12 protein-coding genes, 1 tRNA gene and 2 pseudogenes are annotated in these 17,112 nt (G+C 66.6%); 4 read left to right on the top strand and 11 right to left on the bottom strand.

Going from position 1 to position 17,112, the window contains the following annotated elements; translation table 11 throughout:
• Positions 1–286, top strand: a pseudogene (locus ABD108_RS00690) (beta-ketoacyl-ACP synthase); the annotation flags it as partial.
• Between the two features lie 304 nt (positions 287–590).
• Here ABD108_RS00690 and ABD108_RS00685 read toward each other — a convergent pair.
• From ABD108_RS00685 to ABD108_RS00675, 3 genes are all read right to left on the bottom strand, one after another.
• Positions 591–1,730: a GNAT family N-acetyltransferase gene (locus ABD108_RS00685; RefSeq protein ID WP_343928967.1), complete on the bottom strand. Its 1,140-nt coding sequence runs from the start codon at positions 1,728–1,730 to the stop codon at positions 591–593.
• A gap of 280 nt (positions 1,731–2,010) precedes the next feature.
• Positions 2,011–3,783 carry a hypothetical protein gene (locus ABD108_RS00680; RefSeq protein ID WP_343928966.1) on the bottom strand — a complete coding sequence of 591 codons (1,773 nt, stop codon included), beginning with the start codon at positions 3,781–3,783 and terminating at the stop codon, positions 2,011–2,013.
• A 286-nt stretch (positions 3,784–4,069) separates the two neighbouring features.
• A complete protein-coding gene (locus ABD108_RS00675) occupies positions 4,070–6,895 on the bottom strand; it encodes a DNA methyltransferase (RefSeq protein WP_344184006.1) in 2,826 nt (941 codons plus the stop codon).
• 38 nt (positions 6,896–6,933) lie between these two features.
• Between ABD108_RS00675 and ABD108_RS00670 the strand changes: the two are divergent.
• Positions 6,934–7,131: pseudogene (locus tag ABD108_RS00670) on the top strand (tyrosine-type recombinase/integrase); the annotation flags it as partial.
• Positions 7,132–7,236: 105 nt separating this feature from the next.
• On the opposite strand, the gene ABD108_RS00665 reads toward ABD108_RS00670, so the two are convergent.
• A tRNA-Leu gene (locus ABD108_RS00665) sits at positions 7,237–7,310 on the bottom strand.
• 45 nt (positions 7,311–7,355) lie between these two features.
• Positions 7,356–8,447, bottom strand: a complete 1,092-nt coding sequence (locus ABD108_RS00660; protein ID WP_425579751.1) for an alpha/beta hydrolase — start codon at positions 8,445–8,447, stop codon at positions 7,356–7,358.
• Positions 8,448–8,546: 99 nt separating this feature from the next.
• Between ABD108_RS00660 and ABD108_RS00655 the strand changes: the two genes are divergently transcribed.
• Positions 8,547–9,164 (top strand): ANTAR domain-containing response regulator, encoded by a 618-nt coding sequence (locus ABD108_RS00655; RefSeq protein WP_220655656.1) that lies wholly within the window; start codon positions 8,547–8,549, stop codon positions 9,162–9,164.
• Positions 9,165–9,192: 28 nt separating this feature from the next.
• Here ABD108_RS00655 and ABD108_RS00650 read toward each other — a convergent pair whose 3' ends face one another.
• Positions 9,193–9,501, bottom strand: coding sequence for a type 2 periplasmic-binding domain-containing protein (locus ABD108_RS00650; RefSeq protein ID WP_220655657.1), 309 nt, complete (start codon positions 9,499–9,501; stop codon positions 9,193–9,195).
• A gap of 133 nt (positions 9,502–9,634) precedes the next feature.
• Here ABD108_RS00650 and ABD108_RS00645 point away from each other — a divergent pair, with 133 nt between their 5' ends.
• On the top strand, positions 9,635–10,606 hold the full coding sequence (locus ABD108_RS00645) for a cytochrome c oxidase assembly protein (protein WP_343928963.1): 972 nt from the start codon (positions 9,635–9,637) through the stop codon (positions 10,604–10,606).
• Here the strand turns inward: ABD108_RS00645 and ABD108_RS00640 are convergent, their stop codons facing one another.
• The 5 genes from ABD108_RS00640 to pyk are packed head-to-tail and all read right to left on the bottom strand — an operon-like array spanning position 10,607 to position 17,105.
• Positions 10,607–11,329 carry a rhomboid family intramembrane serine protease gene (locus ABD108_RS00640; protein WP_343928962.1) on the bottom strand — a complete coding sequence of 241 codons (723 nt, stop codon included), beginning with the start codon at positions 11,327–11,329 and terminating at the stop codon, positions 10,607–10,609.
• 43 nt (positions 11,330–11,372) lie between these two features.
• Positions 11,373–14,180 carry a DUF2232 domain-containing protein gene (locus ABD108_RS00635; RefSeq protein WP_343928961.1) on the bottom strand — a complete coding sequence of 936 codons (2,808 nt, stop codon included), beginning with the start codon at positions 14,178–14,180 and terminating at the stop codon, positions 11,373–11,375.
• 20 nt (positions 14,181–14,200) lie between these two features.
• Positions 14,201–14,773, bottom strand: a complete 573-nt coding sequence (locus ABD108_RS00630) for a hypothetical protein (RefSeq protein ID WP_343928960.1) — start codon at positions 14,771–14,773, stop codon at positions 14,201–14,203.
• Positions 14,770–15,660, bottom strand: coding sequence for an acyl-CoA thioesterase (locus ABD108_RS00625; RefSeq protein ID WP_343928959.1), 891 nt, complete (start codon positions 15,658–15,660; stop codon positions 14,770–14,772). Before ABD108_RS00625 ends, ABD108_RS00630 begins: the two co-directional genes overlap by 4 nt.
• A gap of 23 nt (positions 15,661–15,683) precedes the next feature.
• Positions 15,684–17,105 (bottom strand): pyruvate kinase, encoded by a 1,422-nt coding sequence (gene pyk / locus ABD108_RS00620; protein ID WP_220655663.1) that lies wholly within the window; start codon positions 17,103–17,105, stop codon positions 15,684–15,686.
• Between the last annotated feature and the right edge of the window lie 7 nt (positions 17,106–17,112).

The raw sequence follows: 17,112 nt of genomic DNA, 5'->3' as shown, positions 1-17,112 counted from the left end.
GTCGAAGGCCATCAACGCGGTCGTCGGTACCGACGCGGCGGTCTACGCGCCCAAGGGCGCGCTGGGCCACTCGATCGGTGCCGTGGGCGCGCTGGAGGCGGCACTGACGGTGCTGTCCATCCGCGACGGCATCATCCCGCCGACCCTGAACCTCGACAACCAGGATCCCGAGATCAACCTGGACGTCGTGCACGGTTCGGCACGCAAGGGCGAGATCAACTACGCACTGAACAACTCCTTCGGCTTCGGCGGCCACGATGTCGCCCTCGCCTTCGGGAAGTACTAGTTAGACCGGGAAGCGGCGGGCGGCGCGGATCTCCCTGGGCATCACCGCGAGTGCCGCGCGCGGCGGGTGCGGGCTGCACGGCGCGGTAGTTCTCGAATTCGCTGGTGTTTCATCGGACGGCGATCGACGGTTCCACAGCTGTCGAACCCGTGCTCGCCGCGTACCTGCGCGGGATCACCACCGGTCGCGCGTAGGAATCACCCGCCCGCCGATTCAGGTGCCGCTCGCGCGCGGCGTGGCGAAATCCGCTGCCTCCGGTGCAGCCGGCACGCGGAGCTCGTACTGGTTCGGTGTCATCGCACCGCTACACAGACCGCACGAAGCAGCGAGCAATCTCGCGGCGATCGGGCTTGTAGCCGTCCCATTTCGCGGCGGGTACGTCGTCGTGCCCAACCTCGCTGAACCCGCATCGCAGGAAGAAGTCGGCGGCCTGGGCACTGACCGTCACCGCGAACAGATCCGAGAGTCCCTTCTCGCGGCAGATCTCCAATAGCCCGTCCATCAGCAAACCACCAGCACCGAGTCCGGAGAACTCCGCGACCGTGATCAAACCCGAGACCTCACCGAATCCTGTACCGGCGTACCGGTCCTTCTCGAGTCCGACGATGCCCGCGAGGTGGCCGGTCCGAAAGACCCGCGCACCGATCCCACCAGCGGCCACCTTGGCGATCTCGATCCGGCTGCGCGGCTTTAGAGTGCCGTCCAGTGATCCACGAGCGACCAAAGCCTCGATCGCCGGGAAGTCGTCCACCCGGAGCGGGGCGATGTGGAGGTAACGACCTTGTGTGAGGACGGTACCGCGGCCATCGAAGGTGAGCAGCTCGAAGTCGAGGTCTTCAGCACGGCAGAGGTTGACGCTGTATGCGCCGCCCGCCAGGGCTTCTCGCGCGGCGGGGGTGAATTCATCGAGCCCGCGTTCGGCCAAGTGCGCCGCCAGCCGATCGTGATGCAGATCGATATCCGCAAAGCTGCGGGGCGGGGTGCCCCAGCCGCCACCCGGATCGGTCAGCACCATCTTCGACGCCCGAACACTCGCACAGATCGCCCCCGCAGTGCGCGCGACGGATGGTGATTCGACCCCGACGACGACGCACGCCGATTCCGCGACAGTGAGCCACAGTTCGGCGACGGCCTCTTCGTTCCAGATCGTCGGGCCGTTCATGGTCCGTCCGCCGACCGTGGCGTTGGTGTCCGCGCACCACTCGGTTGGAACCACGAAGACGAACCGGGTGTCGCCTCCGTCGAATCCTCTGATCGTGCGCGCGACCGCTTCCAGCGCGACCGCGCTCAGCACGGGAAGCGCGACCACGATGGTGACTCCGCGGAACTCGTCGACGAAGAAGTCGCGCTCGGGAACCGGCACCCCGCCAGACGTCAGTTCGACGGCAACGCCACGCGGCACCCGCCGTCCCGGCCGCGGCGCCTCCCGCAGATCGTCAGTCACGATGCTCAAAATTACCGGATCGCGCACCGGAACCTGTCGCTGCGCATTCCGCGTGCAACCGGCAAGCAACTGCTCCGTGGTGCCCCCGGTGAGACTCGAACTCTTCGAACGGCCCACGCCGCAAGTCCCACCCCTCCGTCACCTGCACATTCTGATCCTGGCTGATCACATCTAAATGCGGCTGATCACGCGAGATCGTGCTCATTTCGTGCTCACAGACAGGCAACATGGACGTCTGGCTGTTCTCGCCCCGTCGCGGACCCCAACCCTCGGGTTCCACTCAAGCCTGACTCTGCCGCGCGGTCGCGCGGACATGATTGTCGAGTTCACTCGCAGCTACCCTCACATGGCTCGGGCACGGCAGCGCCTGAAATCCCGACATCGCCAGGAACATTTGCAGCGGTATCGGACCGAAGCTGCGCCACACACGGATCATGTCCGCTACGTCGCCGACCCCAAGCCCAGCTACGCCCTCGATGAGCATGAGGTCGGCGGTTGTGACCACAGCGGGCCACAGAACTCTCCCCGGATACTTGTTCACCAACTCTGCGCCGCCGATCGTGGCGAGCATGTTGGAGAGCGGCGTACTTGGCAAGCCTGAATCCGGCACTACGACGAACGGTGCGAAAGCGGTACTCGTAAACGATGCACCCTCCCATCCCAGCCGTGTGAGGTGATCAATCACCGAATCGAACTGGAGGTACTTCTTCTTGGTGAGGAAGGTCTCAAGGTTGTCTGAATACGCCTCCCCACCTGCGAGTCCCTCCGCGAGTTCCGCACGTAGCGGGCGATGGGTTGCGTCCACGATCCACGAGTAGGTCGGCGTCGGCAGCACCCAATCACATGCCTTCGGCTTCCCCTTCTTCACTTTCCAGGCGTCCTGCATCTCCTCCTCGCCCAGGATTACGGAGAAAGTTGTGCTCAAGTCCGCGATCCGCGCGATGGTGCGTCCAGTGACCTCCTCGAACTGGTGCTTGACCCCGTTCTGGAATTTGTTCACGAGTGCCGTCTCACCTTGTCGGTCGAACCCGTTCTTCACGTCCAGCTCGGGCAAACTTCCGAAGAATCGATCCATGCCCCACTGCGCGTGAAGGGCGAGCAGCGATCCATCGTCGAGTCGTAGGAACGGGAACTCCGTGAACGTGTACCGCTGTGTCTCGACGCCGCCGCTGTCTCGGTCCTCCACGAGCAGATCGCGGTAGCTCGCGATGTCGCGCACCAAGTGGGTGTTGATGTAGTCGATGGCAGGATCGCTGGCCCCCTGCGCCCGTAGGGTTGCCAGGTCAATTCGTGCCCGTCCCACGCGCAAGCGCGTCATGATCAGGTCACCTGCGAACAGGAACTCCTCCATCGCGAGTCCCGTCGCCTGCCGGAACGTGTCGGCAGGTATGTCGCCGAGCCCTGTCACCTTGGGTGACCAAGGGCTAAACCAGAACTCGTTGGTCGCACACTTCAGGTACTCAGGGAGCCACGGGGCGCTGAGCAACATCGCGGCCGCCTCGTCCGCCGCGATATCGCTGGCGAGCGAGTGCATCTGCTCCTTTGACAGAGTCCGCATCTTAGCGTCGAACTGCCGTGGGTCCGATGTGCCCAAGACTGCCTCGACGCTGTCGATGGAGTCATGCTCCTCGTTGATGGACAGCAGGAGAGACAACAGATCGTCGTCGCTGAGGTCGCCGTCGCCTCCGCCGCTCGTCTCGATCACTTCGCGCATCAGCCGACTCATAGTCTGCGGGGGTGCCACCCTTCCACCCTGCGCGACCCGACTTTGCACCGCTGCGTAGCAACGAGTGTCAACGAACCTTCTGGACTCGTCGGGGATCGTCGAAACGCTGGCGATGGTTGCTGCGTCGAGTTCCGCCTGCATTTCCGCCAAGCCGATGATCACAGTTTCGCTGTCTACCTTCGATAGCAGCTCGTGACGTTCAGTCTCAGACAGTGCAACGACTTGGACGGCGCTAGCAGTGACCGTCGTTGACATCGCGCCCTGCTGCATGTGCTGCGCCATCATCTGCATGTTCGGCGGGAGGTCGCTGACATCGGGGATAGGCATCGGTACTGCCTGTATGCCCAGTCGTCGTGCCCGCCGATCGCGCCGTGAACCCATGCTCGAGATGATCGCACTCGCGCCCGACAACTCGTAGGCCTACTGCGAGAGCTCCCCGTCCACCCTCGACACGATCAAGCGAGAAGCCGGCCGTCGGTAGCGACCGGCGCGATACCCAAGATGACCTCGCCTGGCCGACAGCGCCGCTCCCCGCTTGTGATCGCCAACCAGCAGTTACTCACACTCGGGCTGCCGGATCCCTCGCGATTCGCTCGATCGTCCCCAGCACTTCTCAATCGGCGCAAAGACGGTAGTTCGAGCGATAGGCGCAGGGGCGACCGTTGCCGCCTGGAGAACTCGCAACGTTCGCGTCTGTCGCGGCAGCGAGGTTCAGCGCCAGTAGCTGAGTGAGCAAGTCCTCACCCGGATTGAAGCCATATGTATCGAGAACTGCCGTGTCGAGGTCGTCGTGCAGATCACGCAAGACGGATTTACCTGGCGTTCTCAACGCATCGTATTGCTGAGCAAGGGTGATCCCCTCTGCAAGATTCTCGGCACGATAAGCGAGGATCGCAGCGGCTGCTTCCGCCACCCTCTCGACCGCCAAATCTGACGGATTTGAGGGCCATGGGAAAGTGTCCCAGACGGTCGTGGAAGTGTATCGTGGACGCGCTTCCAGCCTAGAGCAGCGTTCATCAAGCCAAATTCGATGAAGGGCCGACGAAACTATTCCCAACGAGTAGTCGTCATCGAGCGCCAGAACTGTCAGCGAATCGTCAGGGCGAACGCTGACATCGATAAACTGGAATACCGATATTCGCTTCTCGGTCGCGACACGCGATGTGGCCACGTAGCGCTTCAACGGCTTGATCGCTTCGAGCATCTCTTGCCGTCGATACGCGTGTTGCCACCACTTGTTCAAGAAGTTTCTATTGTGCCAATTTACCTTGGCTTTTGGGTTTCGCTCAAGGATTCTTGCGTTTTTCTCGGACTCTTCATCTGCCGAGTTCTGACGATCCGGGAGGACCATTGCCCGCAGTCGCGCGAGTGCACCAGGTGCTTCAGTTGCGACCCCGACGGCATCCACGTGCGGTAAATCTATCACCCGGTGGGCTGGGCCGAGCGAATGAAGTAGCGCATCGCCTCCTAGTACCGGATGAATGAATCGCGCTGATTTCGGGTCTTTCGCCTCTAGCCCGGCGGCTTCCTCGGGTGTCAGGCGAAACGCTGGAATCGCGCCGGTCGTCTGCCCTTGGAAGATTCGCTTTGGCTTCTTGTTGAGAGGCAGCGATTTCGCCTTTCGCACATCTGTGGCGGGACGCAGAGTTGGAGGAATTTCGTCCACCATTATTCTCAGATCACCGTTGTCCAGCCAAAGAGACTTTTTCTCGGGAGCGTGAGCGGCAGTCTTAGTCCAGTTCACGATTGAGACGGTCACATTTGCGTCGCCTGACCAAGGTTGCGCCGAGATGGCATCGAAGATCACTCCACCGCTGTCGACAATATATTCCAGGGATGCCCGGCGCGACGCGCCGTCACGAATTGCCTGGGTCGCAACGAACCCGGCGCGACCATCATCAGGAAGCGCCTCTTGAGCAAGCGGAAACCAGTATGTCACTAGGTCCGAGACGCCTGGACCAGGATATCGCTCATCGAGTCGCGAGCAGTAGTCCGAAGTCAGCTCGACGGCCATTCGCCGGCGCCCCATGTACGGTGGATTGCCAATTATCACATTGGCCGTCGGCCATGGCACGAAGAGCGCATCTCCCCAGCGAATCGAGTCGTCCAGGTTGTCCAGGGGGAGGGCGTCCGCTTCCTCGTCCAACTCGTCCGCAGCGAGCTTCTTAGCCATCATCATGGTCACTTTGGCAACCTCGACCGCGAACTGGTTGTTGTCGAGTCCGAGGAAGTGATCGGGGGTCACGTACGAGATGGACACCTGATTCTTGCGTACCTTCTGACGCTGCTGGATGCGCAGCTTGACCTCAGCCTCGAGTCGGCGCATCTCGCGGTACGCCACGTACAGGAAATTACCCGACCCGCACGCCGGATCGAGAACACGGAAATTGCCCATATCGAAGCGAACCTTCTCCAGTTCCGCAATCGTCTTCGCCGCCTGAATCCGAGCTCTCCACGGATCGACAATGCAGGGAAGAACCACCCGCGCGATATCGGCCTGCGAGGTGAAATGCGCGCCGTACGCGTGTCTCTCACCCTTGTCCATCGAGGTCTCGAACAGCGTCCCGAAGATCTCAGGCCGTACGTCCGACCAGTCCGTGGAGCAGGCAATCCTCATCGCCTTGAGTTCGTCCATGGTCATCTCGACCGGAACGATGTCCGCAAACAGGCCACCGTTGAAGTACGGCGTCCCCGCGAAATGCCCGCCCTTGGTCACCCCTGGGGTATTCATCTCCCGGAATAGTGAGCCCAACCAGTCGTAGGCATCGGACCCATCCTTCGATTCGTCCAGGGTCCGGGTGAAGAACTTCGACGGCAGTAGCCCGATGTCCTCGGCAAACATCGCGACCACCGACTGGAGCACGAAGCGCTGCGCATCGAGTCTGTCAACACCTCGGTCGCGCATCGCGCGGAACACACCTGACACCTGCGCGGCGGCCTCGCGGGTCACCTTCACCAGGTCGTTGCCGAAGATTGGAGTCTTGGGCTCGGGCAACAGGAACGCGAGCACCTCACGACGCTGAACGAGATCGTCTATCGACAGCTTGTCCATCGGCTCGTCGAGCTGGACATCGAAGTCGTAGATCCAGAACTCGTCGAAGTTGCATAGCACGACCCAGCGGGGCCGGTCAGGGACCGCTTGCATCCAGTACTTGAACGCCTGCGAATAGTGCTTCGAGAGGTCGGTTCCCGTCTTCTTCATCTCGAAGATGCAACGCGGCTTCCACATCAAGTCGGCGAAGCAGACGTTGCCCCAGTCCATCTGGTGAATCCGAGCTTCCGGAACCGCGCCCGCTTCGCGAATGCCGCCGTGGCCGTACGCCCTGAAGAGACGGTCGAGGAAGATCGTCGCCTCGCCCTTCTCGTCGCCCTTCAGGTGATGCTTCCGGTACTCGACGAACTCAGCGAGTGACTTCTTCAAGCTCTCCGACGACTCCACGGGCTCCATCCTACGGCGAGGCGAAGACGCCGCCCTTTCCCCGTGTGACGCCGCACGATCTGCGTCACACCGCAGCCTCGTTGGCCAGCTCCGCGGGCGCGCATTTCAAGGCTGTTCAAAGAATGCTGGGCCACAGCTCTGCCAGGCTCACTCTCGACACCTACGCGGATCTCTTCCCCGACGACCTCGACAGCGTCGCTGTCGCACTAGACCGCGCAGCCACCCTCTCCGCGTAAGCATCGGACCGAACTGTGCTCAAAACGTGCTCACGACCAGCTCTGAACCCGAAGACGAAAGAACCCGCAGGCGATCTACCTGCGGGTTCTTTCGTATCTCGGAAGTGCCCCCGGTGAGACTCGAACTCACACTGGACGGGTTTTGAATCCGTTGCCTCTGCCAATTGGGCTACGGGGGCGTCCGGCCGGCCGTCGTGCACGGCCAGCCGAGCAAGCTTACCCGGTCAGCGAACCACGCCCGCCTCGGTGTCCACGGAGGCGAGGAAGTCGTCGATCACGGGCCAGGTCTCGCGCACCGCATCGGGGCCGGCGAGCAGGCCGAGGTGGCTCGATTCCACGGTCGCGAACTCCACCCGGGGCGAGCCACTGAACAGGTCGACCCCGTGCCGGGCGCAGTCCCACGCACACAGCGCATCGCGGTGCGAACCGAACAACTGGATCGGCACGTCGATGGTCGACAGGTCCACCGTCTGCTCCCCCAGCGTCACCTTCCCGGCCGCCAGCTCACCGCGGTAGATCAGCCGCTCCCACAGCTGCGCCGCCAGCTTCCCGGGATACCCGGGGAACTTGCGCTGGAACCGGTCGATGGCCTCCATCCGCGCCAACTTCTCGGTGTCACCGAGGTTCTCCAGCACGAACTTCGGCTTCTTCAGCTCCCGGTCCCACGAGGTCGCACGGTAGGCCACCTGCACCACCGGCGCGGGGATCCCGCCCAGCAGACCGAACAGCGCGCCGGGCCCCGCACCGTCGACCGGCCGGGCGAGCGCGCGCACCAACGGGTACGGCGGCTGCGCGTCGTAGTTCAGGGGCGTCGCGATCGAGACGATCGACCGGATCGGCTGCTTCGACGCCCCCGCGGTGAGGAAGGAGAGCGTGCCGCCGAGGCTCCAGCCGTACAGGTCCACGCCGGAACCGTGGGGCGCCGTGCCGCCCCCGAAGTCCTCCAGCACCCGGGCGATGGCCTGCGGGATGATGTCGAGCGCGAAGTCCTCGAAACCCAGATTCCGGTCCCCGTAGCCCATCTCACCGAAGTCGAGCACGTAGGCGATCCGGCCGGTGGACGCGAGGTGCGAGACGACGGAGACCTCGGGCGAGAGGTCGTAGCAGGAGGCGGGTGCCGCGATCGGCGGGATCAGCAGCACGGGCGCGGCGCCGGCGGCCGCAGCGGCCTCCCGGGCCTCCTCGGAGGCGTAGCGGCGCAGCGTGCGGTGGGGCTCCTCGACCAGCGTGACGTGCGGAGTGTGCACCACGGGACGGATGCCGTCGCCCAGCGTGAGCGCCCAGAGGTTCTCCGCGCGAGCGCGCAACTGAGCCAGACTCAATACGTTCATGGGTAGACGGTACCGCGCACGTCCGAGCACCTTTCGCCCCGCCCGGTAGCCTTTGTGCACGCCCACGAACCGAAGGGGAACCGCATGACGCAGGACCGCGAACCGGCGGCGCACCGCGTGCTCGTCGCCGAGGACGAGGCGATCATCCGGCTGGACCTCGCGGAGATGCTGCGCGAGGAGGGCTACGACGTGGTCGGCGAGGCCGAGAACGGCCAGATCGCCGTCGACAAGGCCCGCGAACTGCGCCCCGACCTGGTGATCATGGACGTCAAGATGCCGGTGCGCAGCGGACTGGACGCCGCCGAGGAGATCGCCCGCGAGCGCATCGCACCCGTGGTGATGCTCACCGCATTCGGTCAGCGCGAGTTCGTCGAACGCGCCCGCGAGGCCGGGGCCATGGCCTACCTCGTCAAGCCCTTCACCAAACTCGACCTGGTGCCGGCGATCGAGATCGCGATCAGCCGGTTCGCCGAACTCGCCGCGCTCGAACGCGAGGTCACCTCACTCGCGGAGCAGCTCGAGACCCGCAAACTCGTCGATCGCGCCAAGACCATCCTGATGCAGGCGCACGGTCTCTCCGAACCGGATGCCTTCCGCTGGATCCAGCGCACCGCGATGGACCGTCGCACCAACATGCGCACCGTGGCGCACCTGGTGGTCGACACGCTCGGCGGTCAGACCGAGGGGTCCGGCAAGGCCTGACAGCGGCCCGCCGGTCCTTCACCGCGGATCAGATGGCGCGCATCGGGCGCTGCGGCATCGCCTGGTCCCGGTAGTACCCCGCGCGCGGGGTGTTCGGGAACGAGGGCGTCCCGTCGACGGCCGACTTGTCGTTCTGCCGGTCGATGACCTTCTTCACGGCCTGCGGCGACGTGCCGGTGTAGCGCGCGATGTGCACGATCGGGATACGGGCCGCATAGGCCGCCAGGATCGTCTTGCGGTACTGCTCCTCGGCGTTGGCCTTCAAATGCGACCAATGCGAGATCGGGCTGAGGAAGTCGCGCACCTCTTGCGGCGTGGGCTCGGGAACCTTCGGCATCTCTTCTCCATCGGTCTGACCCGGGAATCCCCGGGCAAGCTGACACAGGACCTTCAACTCTCCATCGATCCTGCCTCAAGCTTTGTTACACGTCGGTTGGATTAGTTCGGCGGGGGTGGTACAACGGGCAGCGATGCCTCCCTCAGCAGTGGCGACGCAAGCGCCGTCCATCCTCCATACCTGGGTCTTCACCCCCGTCGTGTCGGCTCTCATGATCGTCGCGACGATTCTGTACTGCTACGGCGTGATCCGCGCGCGTCGCGCCGGTTCACCGTGGCCGTGGACCCGCGTGCTGTCGTGGTTCATCGCCATGGCGCTGATCGTCTTCTCGGTCAACACCGTGATGGGTGACCTGGCCAAGCACCTGTTCTGGGCGCACATGGTGGTGCATCTCAACCTGATCACCGTGGTGCCGCTGTTCCTGGTCCTGGCGCAGCCCATCCGGCTGCTCGCCACCGCCACCGGAGAGAAGGGCGACCGGCGCGTGCGCGCGGTGCTCGGCAACCCCGTGATGCGGGTGTTCGCCAGCCCCATCGTCGGGCTGCCGCTGTACGCCGCGGTGCTGATCGGCACCCACCTCACGGGCTTCCAGGACCTGGCCCTGGAGACCCCCTGGCTGCGCAACGCCGAGTACACGGTGTACCTGTTCGCCGGCTGGCTGTTCATGCTGCCGCTGGTGGGCGACGAGCTGTGCGGCCCCACCAAGCTCTCGCATCCGCTGCGCTTCGCCTCGTTCCTGCTGGCCATGGGCCCGGACACCCTGGTGGGCGTCACGCTGATGATGACCTCCACCGAACTGGCGCCGGAATACGCGGCCTCCCGGGTCGGCTGGGGCCCCACCGGGCTCGAGGACCAGGCCGCCGCGGGCGCCATCATGTGGTTCGGCGGCGACGGCCTGATGATGCTGCTCCTGCTGATCGTCGCCTTCCAGTGGATCACCGCCGAAGCCACCGGCAAGCGCGGCGGCGGCATGGGCACCTGGCTCGACTCCGCCCGCCGGGGCACGCTGATCGGCGACGGTTCCGACGTGGACGTCGACGACGACGAGGCCGCGCTCGCCGCGTACAACGCGCGGCTCCGGGAGATGAATCAGCGCCACGGCTGATCAGTCGACGACGTACCTGCTGATACCCGGGTAGGTGCCGAACCGCACCGCGATCAGCGCCACCACGACGGCGGCGATCACCCCGGTGCACGCCCAGCCCACGGCCTGGATCTGCTTGGCGGTGCGCTTATCGCGGGGCAGCAGCTCGGGCACGTAGACCATCGCGGCCGCCACGGCGGCGCCGGCGACCAGCCCGCCGAGGTGTCCCATGAGCGAGATGCCGGGGATCATCATCGACGCGACCACGTTCGCGGCGATCACCACCACGAGCGAGGTGGGATTCATCCGCATCCGGAGCAGCAGCACCAGTTCGGCGCCCATCAGGCCGAAGATCGCCCCCGAGGCGCCCACGGTGATCGTGTCCTCCAGGCCGAACCACAGCACCGAGGCGCTGCCACCGAGCAGCGAGATCGCGTAGATCGCGCCGTAGTGCGCGCGGTCCATCACCTGCTCCACGCTGCGGCCCAGCACGTACAGCGAGTACATGTTCACCAGCAGGTGGATGGGTCCGAAGTGCAGGAAGCCCGAGGTGATGGCGGTCCACCACCAGCCGTTCGCGGTGGCCGCCTCCGACAACGCGAGCTCGCGGACCTCGGGTGCCGACATGTTGTACTGAATGCTGCCGGAGGCCTTCGCGCTGAACGCGAAGGCGATCACGTTGACGGCGATCAGCGAATAGGTCAGCACGGGCTGCCAGCTGCGGCTGGTCGAAACGGTGGTCACCGCTCTAGTTCACCACGACCGGCGGCGCGCTACCGACCACGGGTTACGGCACCATCGCGGGGAACACGCCCCCGAGCCCGTACGCCGCACCGAGCACCACGACCACCACGGCGAGCACCGCACCGTCGAGCCGCCGCGGTCCGCGGTCGGGCCGGGCGACCACACCCAGACCGCCCCGGGAGGTGATGGCATCGGCCAACTCCCCCGCCCGGCGGCACGACTGGACGGTGGCCAGCAGGAGCAGTTCCAGGATCGCCTCGATCGTGAGGCCGCGCGGTGTGCCGTTGCGGCGCAGCGGCCGTCGCTGCCGCGCGAGGCCCCACATGGTGCGCACCTCGGCGAGCGCGAGCGGCGCCAACCGGATGGCGAGGGCGAGCGCCGAGGCGAAGGCCACGCCGCGCGAGCCCAGTGCACCGAGGCGGTTGAGGCAGGTCTGGAGGAAGCCCGGGACGTCGCCGAGCGGCGTGGTCCAACAGAACAGCAGGGCCGCGAACAGCGAGACCATCACCGAGACCAGGCCGCGGAAGAAGACGTCCACACCCGAGAGATTGATCTCCATCCCGAACAGCGATCCCGTGGTCGCTCCGCTGCCGAGGCCGGTGAGCACGAGGCTGACCAGACCGAACAACAGGAAGAAGGGCGGCAGCTTCGGCACCGCCCGCCAGGGCGCGCCGGCCAGCAGGAACCAGCCGAAGACCAGCAGCGCGGAGGCGCCGATGGTCCACCAGTCGGTGCGCACCGCCATCACGGCGCCCATCGCGAGGAGCGCGACCAGCTTGGTGCCTGCCCACACCTCACGGGCGGTGTTCGCCTGCGGCAGTGGCCGTCCCACCACATCGCCGAACTGCGGCAGATGCGCCCGCGCCCGGCCGGGCCGGGGTTCCTCGGTGGACGCGGTCACGTGATGCACATCGTCGACCACACCGCGCAGCGGCTCCATATCGTGCGTGACGATCACCAGCGTGGTGCCCGACGCCTTCGCGGCCGCGAGCGCCGCCGTCATCCGCACGGTGGCATCGTCGTCGAGGCCGGCCAGCGGCTCGTCCAGCACCAGTACGCGGGGCTTCGATGCGAGCAGCCCGGCCAGCACCACGCGCCGCTGCTCGCCGCCGGACAGCTCGTCGGCGCGGCGCTCGGCGAACTCGTCCGGGTCCAGCCCCACCAGCGCCAGCGCGGACCGCACTCCGCGTTCGTCGGCACCGGAGGCGTCCTCCACATCGTCGAAGACGGTGTCGCGCAGCACCTGCAGGCGCGCGTGTTGCACGCCGATCACCACCTGGCCGCGGCCGTTGACCACGGGCCGACCGTCGACGGTGACGGTGCCCGAGGTGGGTTCCAGCAGCCCGCCGATGAGCCACGCCAGCGTGGACTTGCCGGCGCCGTTGTCGCCGGTGATCGCCAGCGCGGTACCGCCCGGCACGGTGAGATCGAGATCGGTGAGAACCGGCCGGTCCCACGGGGTCCCGCCGTCGCGGATGAGCGAGACACCCCGCAGTTCCACGGTGCCGCGGGCACGGGAACGTGCCGATCCGGCGCGCACGGTCCGAGTGGACGCGGCGGCGTCGGTGCGCGGCGGACCCAGCCGCACCTCCCGGTCGGCCGCGGCGGCCTCGGACTCGTGATGGGTCACGTGCACCACGGTGGTTCCCGACGCCGCGACGTCCCGCATGAGGCCGAGCACCGAGGTGCGGCCCTCGGCGTCGAGCATCGCGGTGGACTCGTCGCTGATCAGCAGGCCAGGGTCGCGGGCGAGCGCCGCAGACACGGCGAGCCGCTGCAACTGGCCGCCGGACAGTGTGGCGGTCTCGCGTTCGGCCATCCCGCCGAGCCCGACGCGGTCCAGCAGCGCCTCCACATCGGTGCCCTCGGGGAGGTCGCGGCCGAATCGCACATCGTCGCCCACGCGCACGCCGAGCACCTGGGATTCGGGGCGCTGGAAGACCACCGCCGTGCCGCCCGGGTCGCCGAGCCCCGGATCGCCCGGCCGCTCGATGGCGCCCGAGGTGGGCTCGGCGCCCGCCAGGATGCGGGTCAGCGTCGACTTACCGGTGCCGTTGCGGCCCGTGACGGCGAGGAACTCCCCCGGTTCGACGGTGAGCTCGGGAACGGTGAGCGCCGTGCGGTCGCCGTACCGCACGGTGACGTCCCGCATCCGGATCGGCACCGGTCCCACGGTGCGATCACCCGCATCGTCGTCCACCAGATCGGCGAGATGCCCGGTGGCGCGCGGCAGTACCCGATCGGCCCGCGTGAGGAGCGCACCGAAGATGACCCGGGCGAACCAGACCACCACGAGCACGGCGACGATCAGCACGGCCGGCACCGTGAGCACCCACCACCGCAGCGCCCACTCCCACAGCGCCACCATCGCGTCGCCGAGGAAGCCGAGGTGGATGTTGCGCAGGATCCGCGCGAAGCCGGTGATGGTGGAGCCGGTGATCTTGAAGATCAGATCCCGCGCACCGGGGAAGATCACGAGCAGCAGGACCGCGAACATCGACGACGGGATCGCCAGCAGCGGCAACGAATTGAGCACCAGCCGCCCCGTCGACCAGCCGCGCCGGATGGACGCACCCAGGAGCAGTCCCACCAGGCCCGTCTCGATGGTGAGCGCCACCGGGGCGATGCCGCCGAGCAGGAAGGCCATCGACACCCCCACCACCAGCGCGAGCGCGCAGGTACGGAGGGTGTGCCGCAGGCCCACCACGCCGAACGGTAGGCAGGCCGCGAAGGCGAGACCCACCAGCAGCGGGAAGACCTGGGAGATCAGGACGAGTGCCGCCGCCACATCCGCGAGCGCGGCCGCCTCGGTGATCTGCCGTGCGCCGAGCCGCGGACGGGTGCGGCGCACGGCGGTATCGGTGCAGCCGGTCAGCGCGGCGCCACGTACACGACGACGGTGTTGCCGCTCATCAGCTCGTCACCGCTGACGGGCGTGCCGCGGACACCGCCGACGGTGACCGAGTAGGTGCGGCTGGTGGACGAGTCCACAGTCGAGAGGTTGAACGGCACCTGGCAGCGGCCTTGCTTGAGCGTGCCCGGGCCGAGCTGGGCGTCGAACTGGGTGTCGCCGTCCTGGAAGGAGATCGTGCCGCCCTCCTCGACCCCGCTCGCGACACCCTCGCCGGAGCAGCCGCGCTGGGTGGCCGAGAACTGCGACGGATCGAGAACGACCACGCCCTTCGCGGTGAACGCGGAGGACACCGATCCGATGCCCACTGCGAACAGCGAGGCCACGCCGAGGATCACCAGGGCGATCACGGTGACGGCCACGACCCAACCGCGGTTGCCCGGCCCGAGCCGGCGCCACGGCTGCTGAGCGCCGGGAGGCTGCGCGGTGGGCAGGCCGGCACGCCAGTCGTGGCCCGGGGTGCCCTGCGGAACCGAAGGGATCGGGCTCGACTGCGACTGCGTCTCCGACTCGGTGGTCTCGGGGGTGGTCATTTCGCGCTCCTTGCCGGGAAGTACTTGAGGACGCCTTCTTGGGTGGTGCTGGCTACCAGTACACCCTCACGATCGAAGAATTGCCCGTTGGACATGCCGCGGCCGCCGTCGGCCACCGTCGAATGCGAGGCGTACAGGTTGTACTCGTCGAACCGCACCCGGCGGTGGAACCACAGCGACTGGTTCAGGGTGACCGCCATGATCCGGTCGAAACCCCAGGACAGGCCGTGCCGGGTGATGATCGAGTCGAGGATCGTGGTGTCCGAGGCGTACGCCAGGGCGGCGTCGTGGATCACCTGATCGTCGGGCAGATCACCCGCCGCGCGGATCCACACCCGGTTGTCCTCCTGGACGAGCCCCTTGCCCTTGGCGATCCAGGCGGGATCGTTGGTGAACCGCATGTCCATGGGCTGCGGGGCCTCGACGAACATCGTGACGACGTCCTCGTAGCCCTTGAGGGTGTCCTGGATGTTCGGCAGCCCCTCGGGCGCGGGCACCTGCGGCGCCGGGTCGCCGTGCACCAGCGGATTGCGGGCATCGGTCTGGTACGCGAGCTGCATCAGCGCCAGCACCGTGCCGTTCTGCTCCACGGACACCATCCGGTTGGCCACGTTGCGGGTATCGCGCAGCCGGGTCACCCGGTACTCGATGTCCTGGGTGACGTCGCCGCCGTTGATGAAGTGCGTGTGGGCGGCGTGCAGGAACAGCGAGTCCCGGGATCCGGGCACCGTGGAGCCGGACGCGACGATCGCCTGGGACAGGATCTGCCCGCCGAAGGTGCGCGGCGCCACCTTCACCGGGTGCCGCCCGGCGAAGGTGTCGTCGCCGAGATCGGCCAGTTCCAGGGTGCCCAGGAACGCGTCGAAGTCGGTGAGCGTGTCGGTCATACAGTTGAGCGTACTGGTCGTGGTTAGTGGTCGTCCTCGCCGATCCGGTGCACCTGGATCAGGTTGGTCGAGCCGATGGTCCCGGGGGGTGCACCGGCCACGATCACGACCTGGTCGCCCTTGGAGTAGCGGCCGATGCCCTCCAGCGACTGGTCCACCTGGTGGATCATCGCGTCGGTGCTGTCGGCGCCCGCGACCAAGAAGGTCTCCGTGCCCCAGGACAGCGCGAGCTGGCTGCGCACCTCGGGCAACGGGGTGAAGGCCAACAGCGGCAGCCGGGTGTGCAGCCGCGCGAGGCGGCGCACCGTGTCGCCCGACTGGGTGAAGGCGACGAGGGCCTTGGCATTGAGCCGCTCGCCGATGTCACGGGCCGCGTAGGAGATGATGCCGCGCTTGGTGCGGGGCACGTGGTTGAGTGGCGGCACCGACGGTCCGCCCTCCTCCACCGCGCGCACGATGCGAGCCATGGTCTGCACCGTCTCGATCGGGTACTTGCCCACGGACACCTCGCCGGAGAGCATCACGGCATCGGCACCGTCGAGCACCGCGTTGGCCACATCGGACGCCTCGGCGCGGGTGGGGCGGCTGTTCTCGATCATCGACTCGAGCATCTGCGTGGCCACGATCACCGGCTTGGCGTTCTCCCGGGCGATCTGGATGGCCCGCTTCTGCACCAGCGGCACCTCCTCCAGCGGAAGCTCCACGCCCAGGTCGCCACGGGCAACCATCACCGCGTCGAAGGCGAGGATCACGGCCTCAAGGTTCTCGATGGCCTCGGGCTTCTCCAGCTTGGCGATCACGGGCACGCGGCGGTTCACCCGGTCCATCACGGCGTGCACGCGCTCGATGTCGGCCGGCGAGCGGACGAAGGAGAGCGCGATGAAATCGACGCCCAGCTGCAGCGCGAATTCGAGGTCCTCGATGTCCTTCTCGCTGAGCGCGGGCACCGAGACGTTCATGCCGGGCAGCGAGACGCCCTTGTTGTTCGACACGGGGCCGCCCTCGGTGACCTCGCAGACCACGTCGTTGCCCTCGACGGTGACGACCTTCAGGCCCACCTTGCCGTCGTCGACCAGCAGCCGATCGCCCGGGCGGGCGTCCTGCGCCAGTTCCTTGTAGGTGGTCGACACGCGGTCGTGCGTGCCCACCACGTCGTCGACGGTGATCCGGACCGTCTCGCCGGTCTCCCAGACGGTGCGGCCGTCGCCGGCGAACCGGCCCAGGCGGATCTTCGGCCCCTGGAGGTCGGCGAGGATGCCGACGGCGCGGCCGGTGGAATCGGAGGCGGCACGCACGCGGTTGTAGTTCACCTCGTGGTCGGCGTGTTCGCCGTGGCTGAAGTTGAGCCGCGCGACGTCCATGCCCTCCGTGACGAGAGCAAGGACCTTCTCATCGGTGGCGACGGCGGGTCCGAGGGTGCAGACGATCTTGGTTCGACGAGTCACTACAGAC

The sequence above is a fragment of the Tsukamurella strandjordii genome (assembly GCF_039525985.1).
In the GTDB taxonomy this organism is placed as follows: Bacteria; Actinomycetota; Actinomycetes; order Mycobacteriales; family Mycobacteriaceae; genus Tsukamurella; species Tsukamurella strandjordii.
Note: the sequence above shows the minus strand (reverse complement) of the source record. Positions and strands in the feature narration are given on the sequence as shown.

Excerpts from the sequence above, each read along its gene's own strand:
- ABD108_RS00680 (WP_343928966.1), bottom strand. The coding sequence starts at position 3,783 with ATGCCTATCCCCGATGTCAGCGACCTCCCGCCGAACATGCAGATGATG.
- ABD108_RS00655 (WP_220655656.1), top strand. The coding sequence starts at position 8,547 with ATGACGCAGGACCGCGAACCGGCGGCGCACCGCGTGCTCGTCGCCGAG.
- ABD108_RS00650 (WP_220655657.1), bottom strand. The coding sequence starts at position 9,501 with ATGCCGAAGGTTCCCGAGCCCACGCCGCAAGAGGTGCGCGACTTCCTC.
- ABD108_RS00645 (WP_343928963.1), top strand. The coding sequence starts at position 9,635 with ATGCCTCCCTCAGCAGTGGCGACGCAAGCGCCGTCCATCCTCCATACC.
- ABD108_RS00630 (WP_343928960.1), bottom strand. The coding sequence starts at position 14,773 with ATGACCACCCCCGAGACCACCGAGTCGGAGACGCAGTCGCAGTCGAGC.
- ABD108_RS00625 (WP_343928959.1), bottom strand. The coding sequence starts at position 15,660 with ATGACCGACACGCTCACCGACTTCGACGCGTTCCTGGGCACCCTGGAA.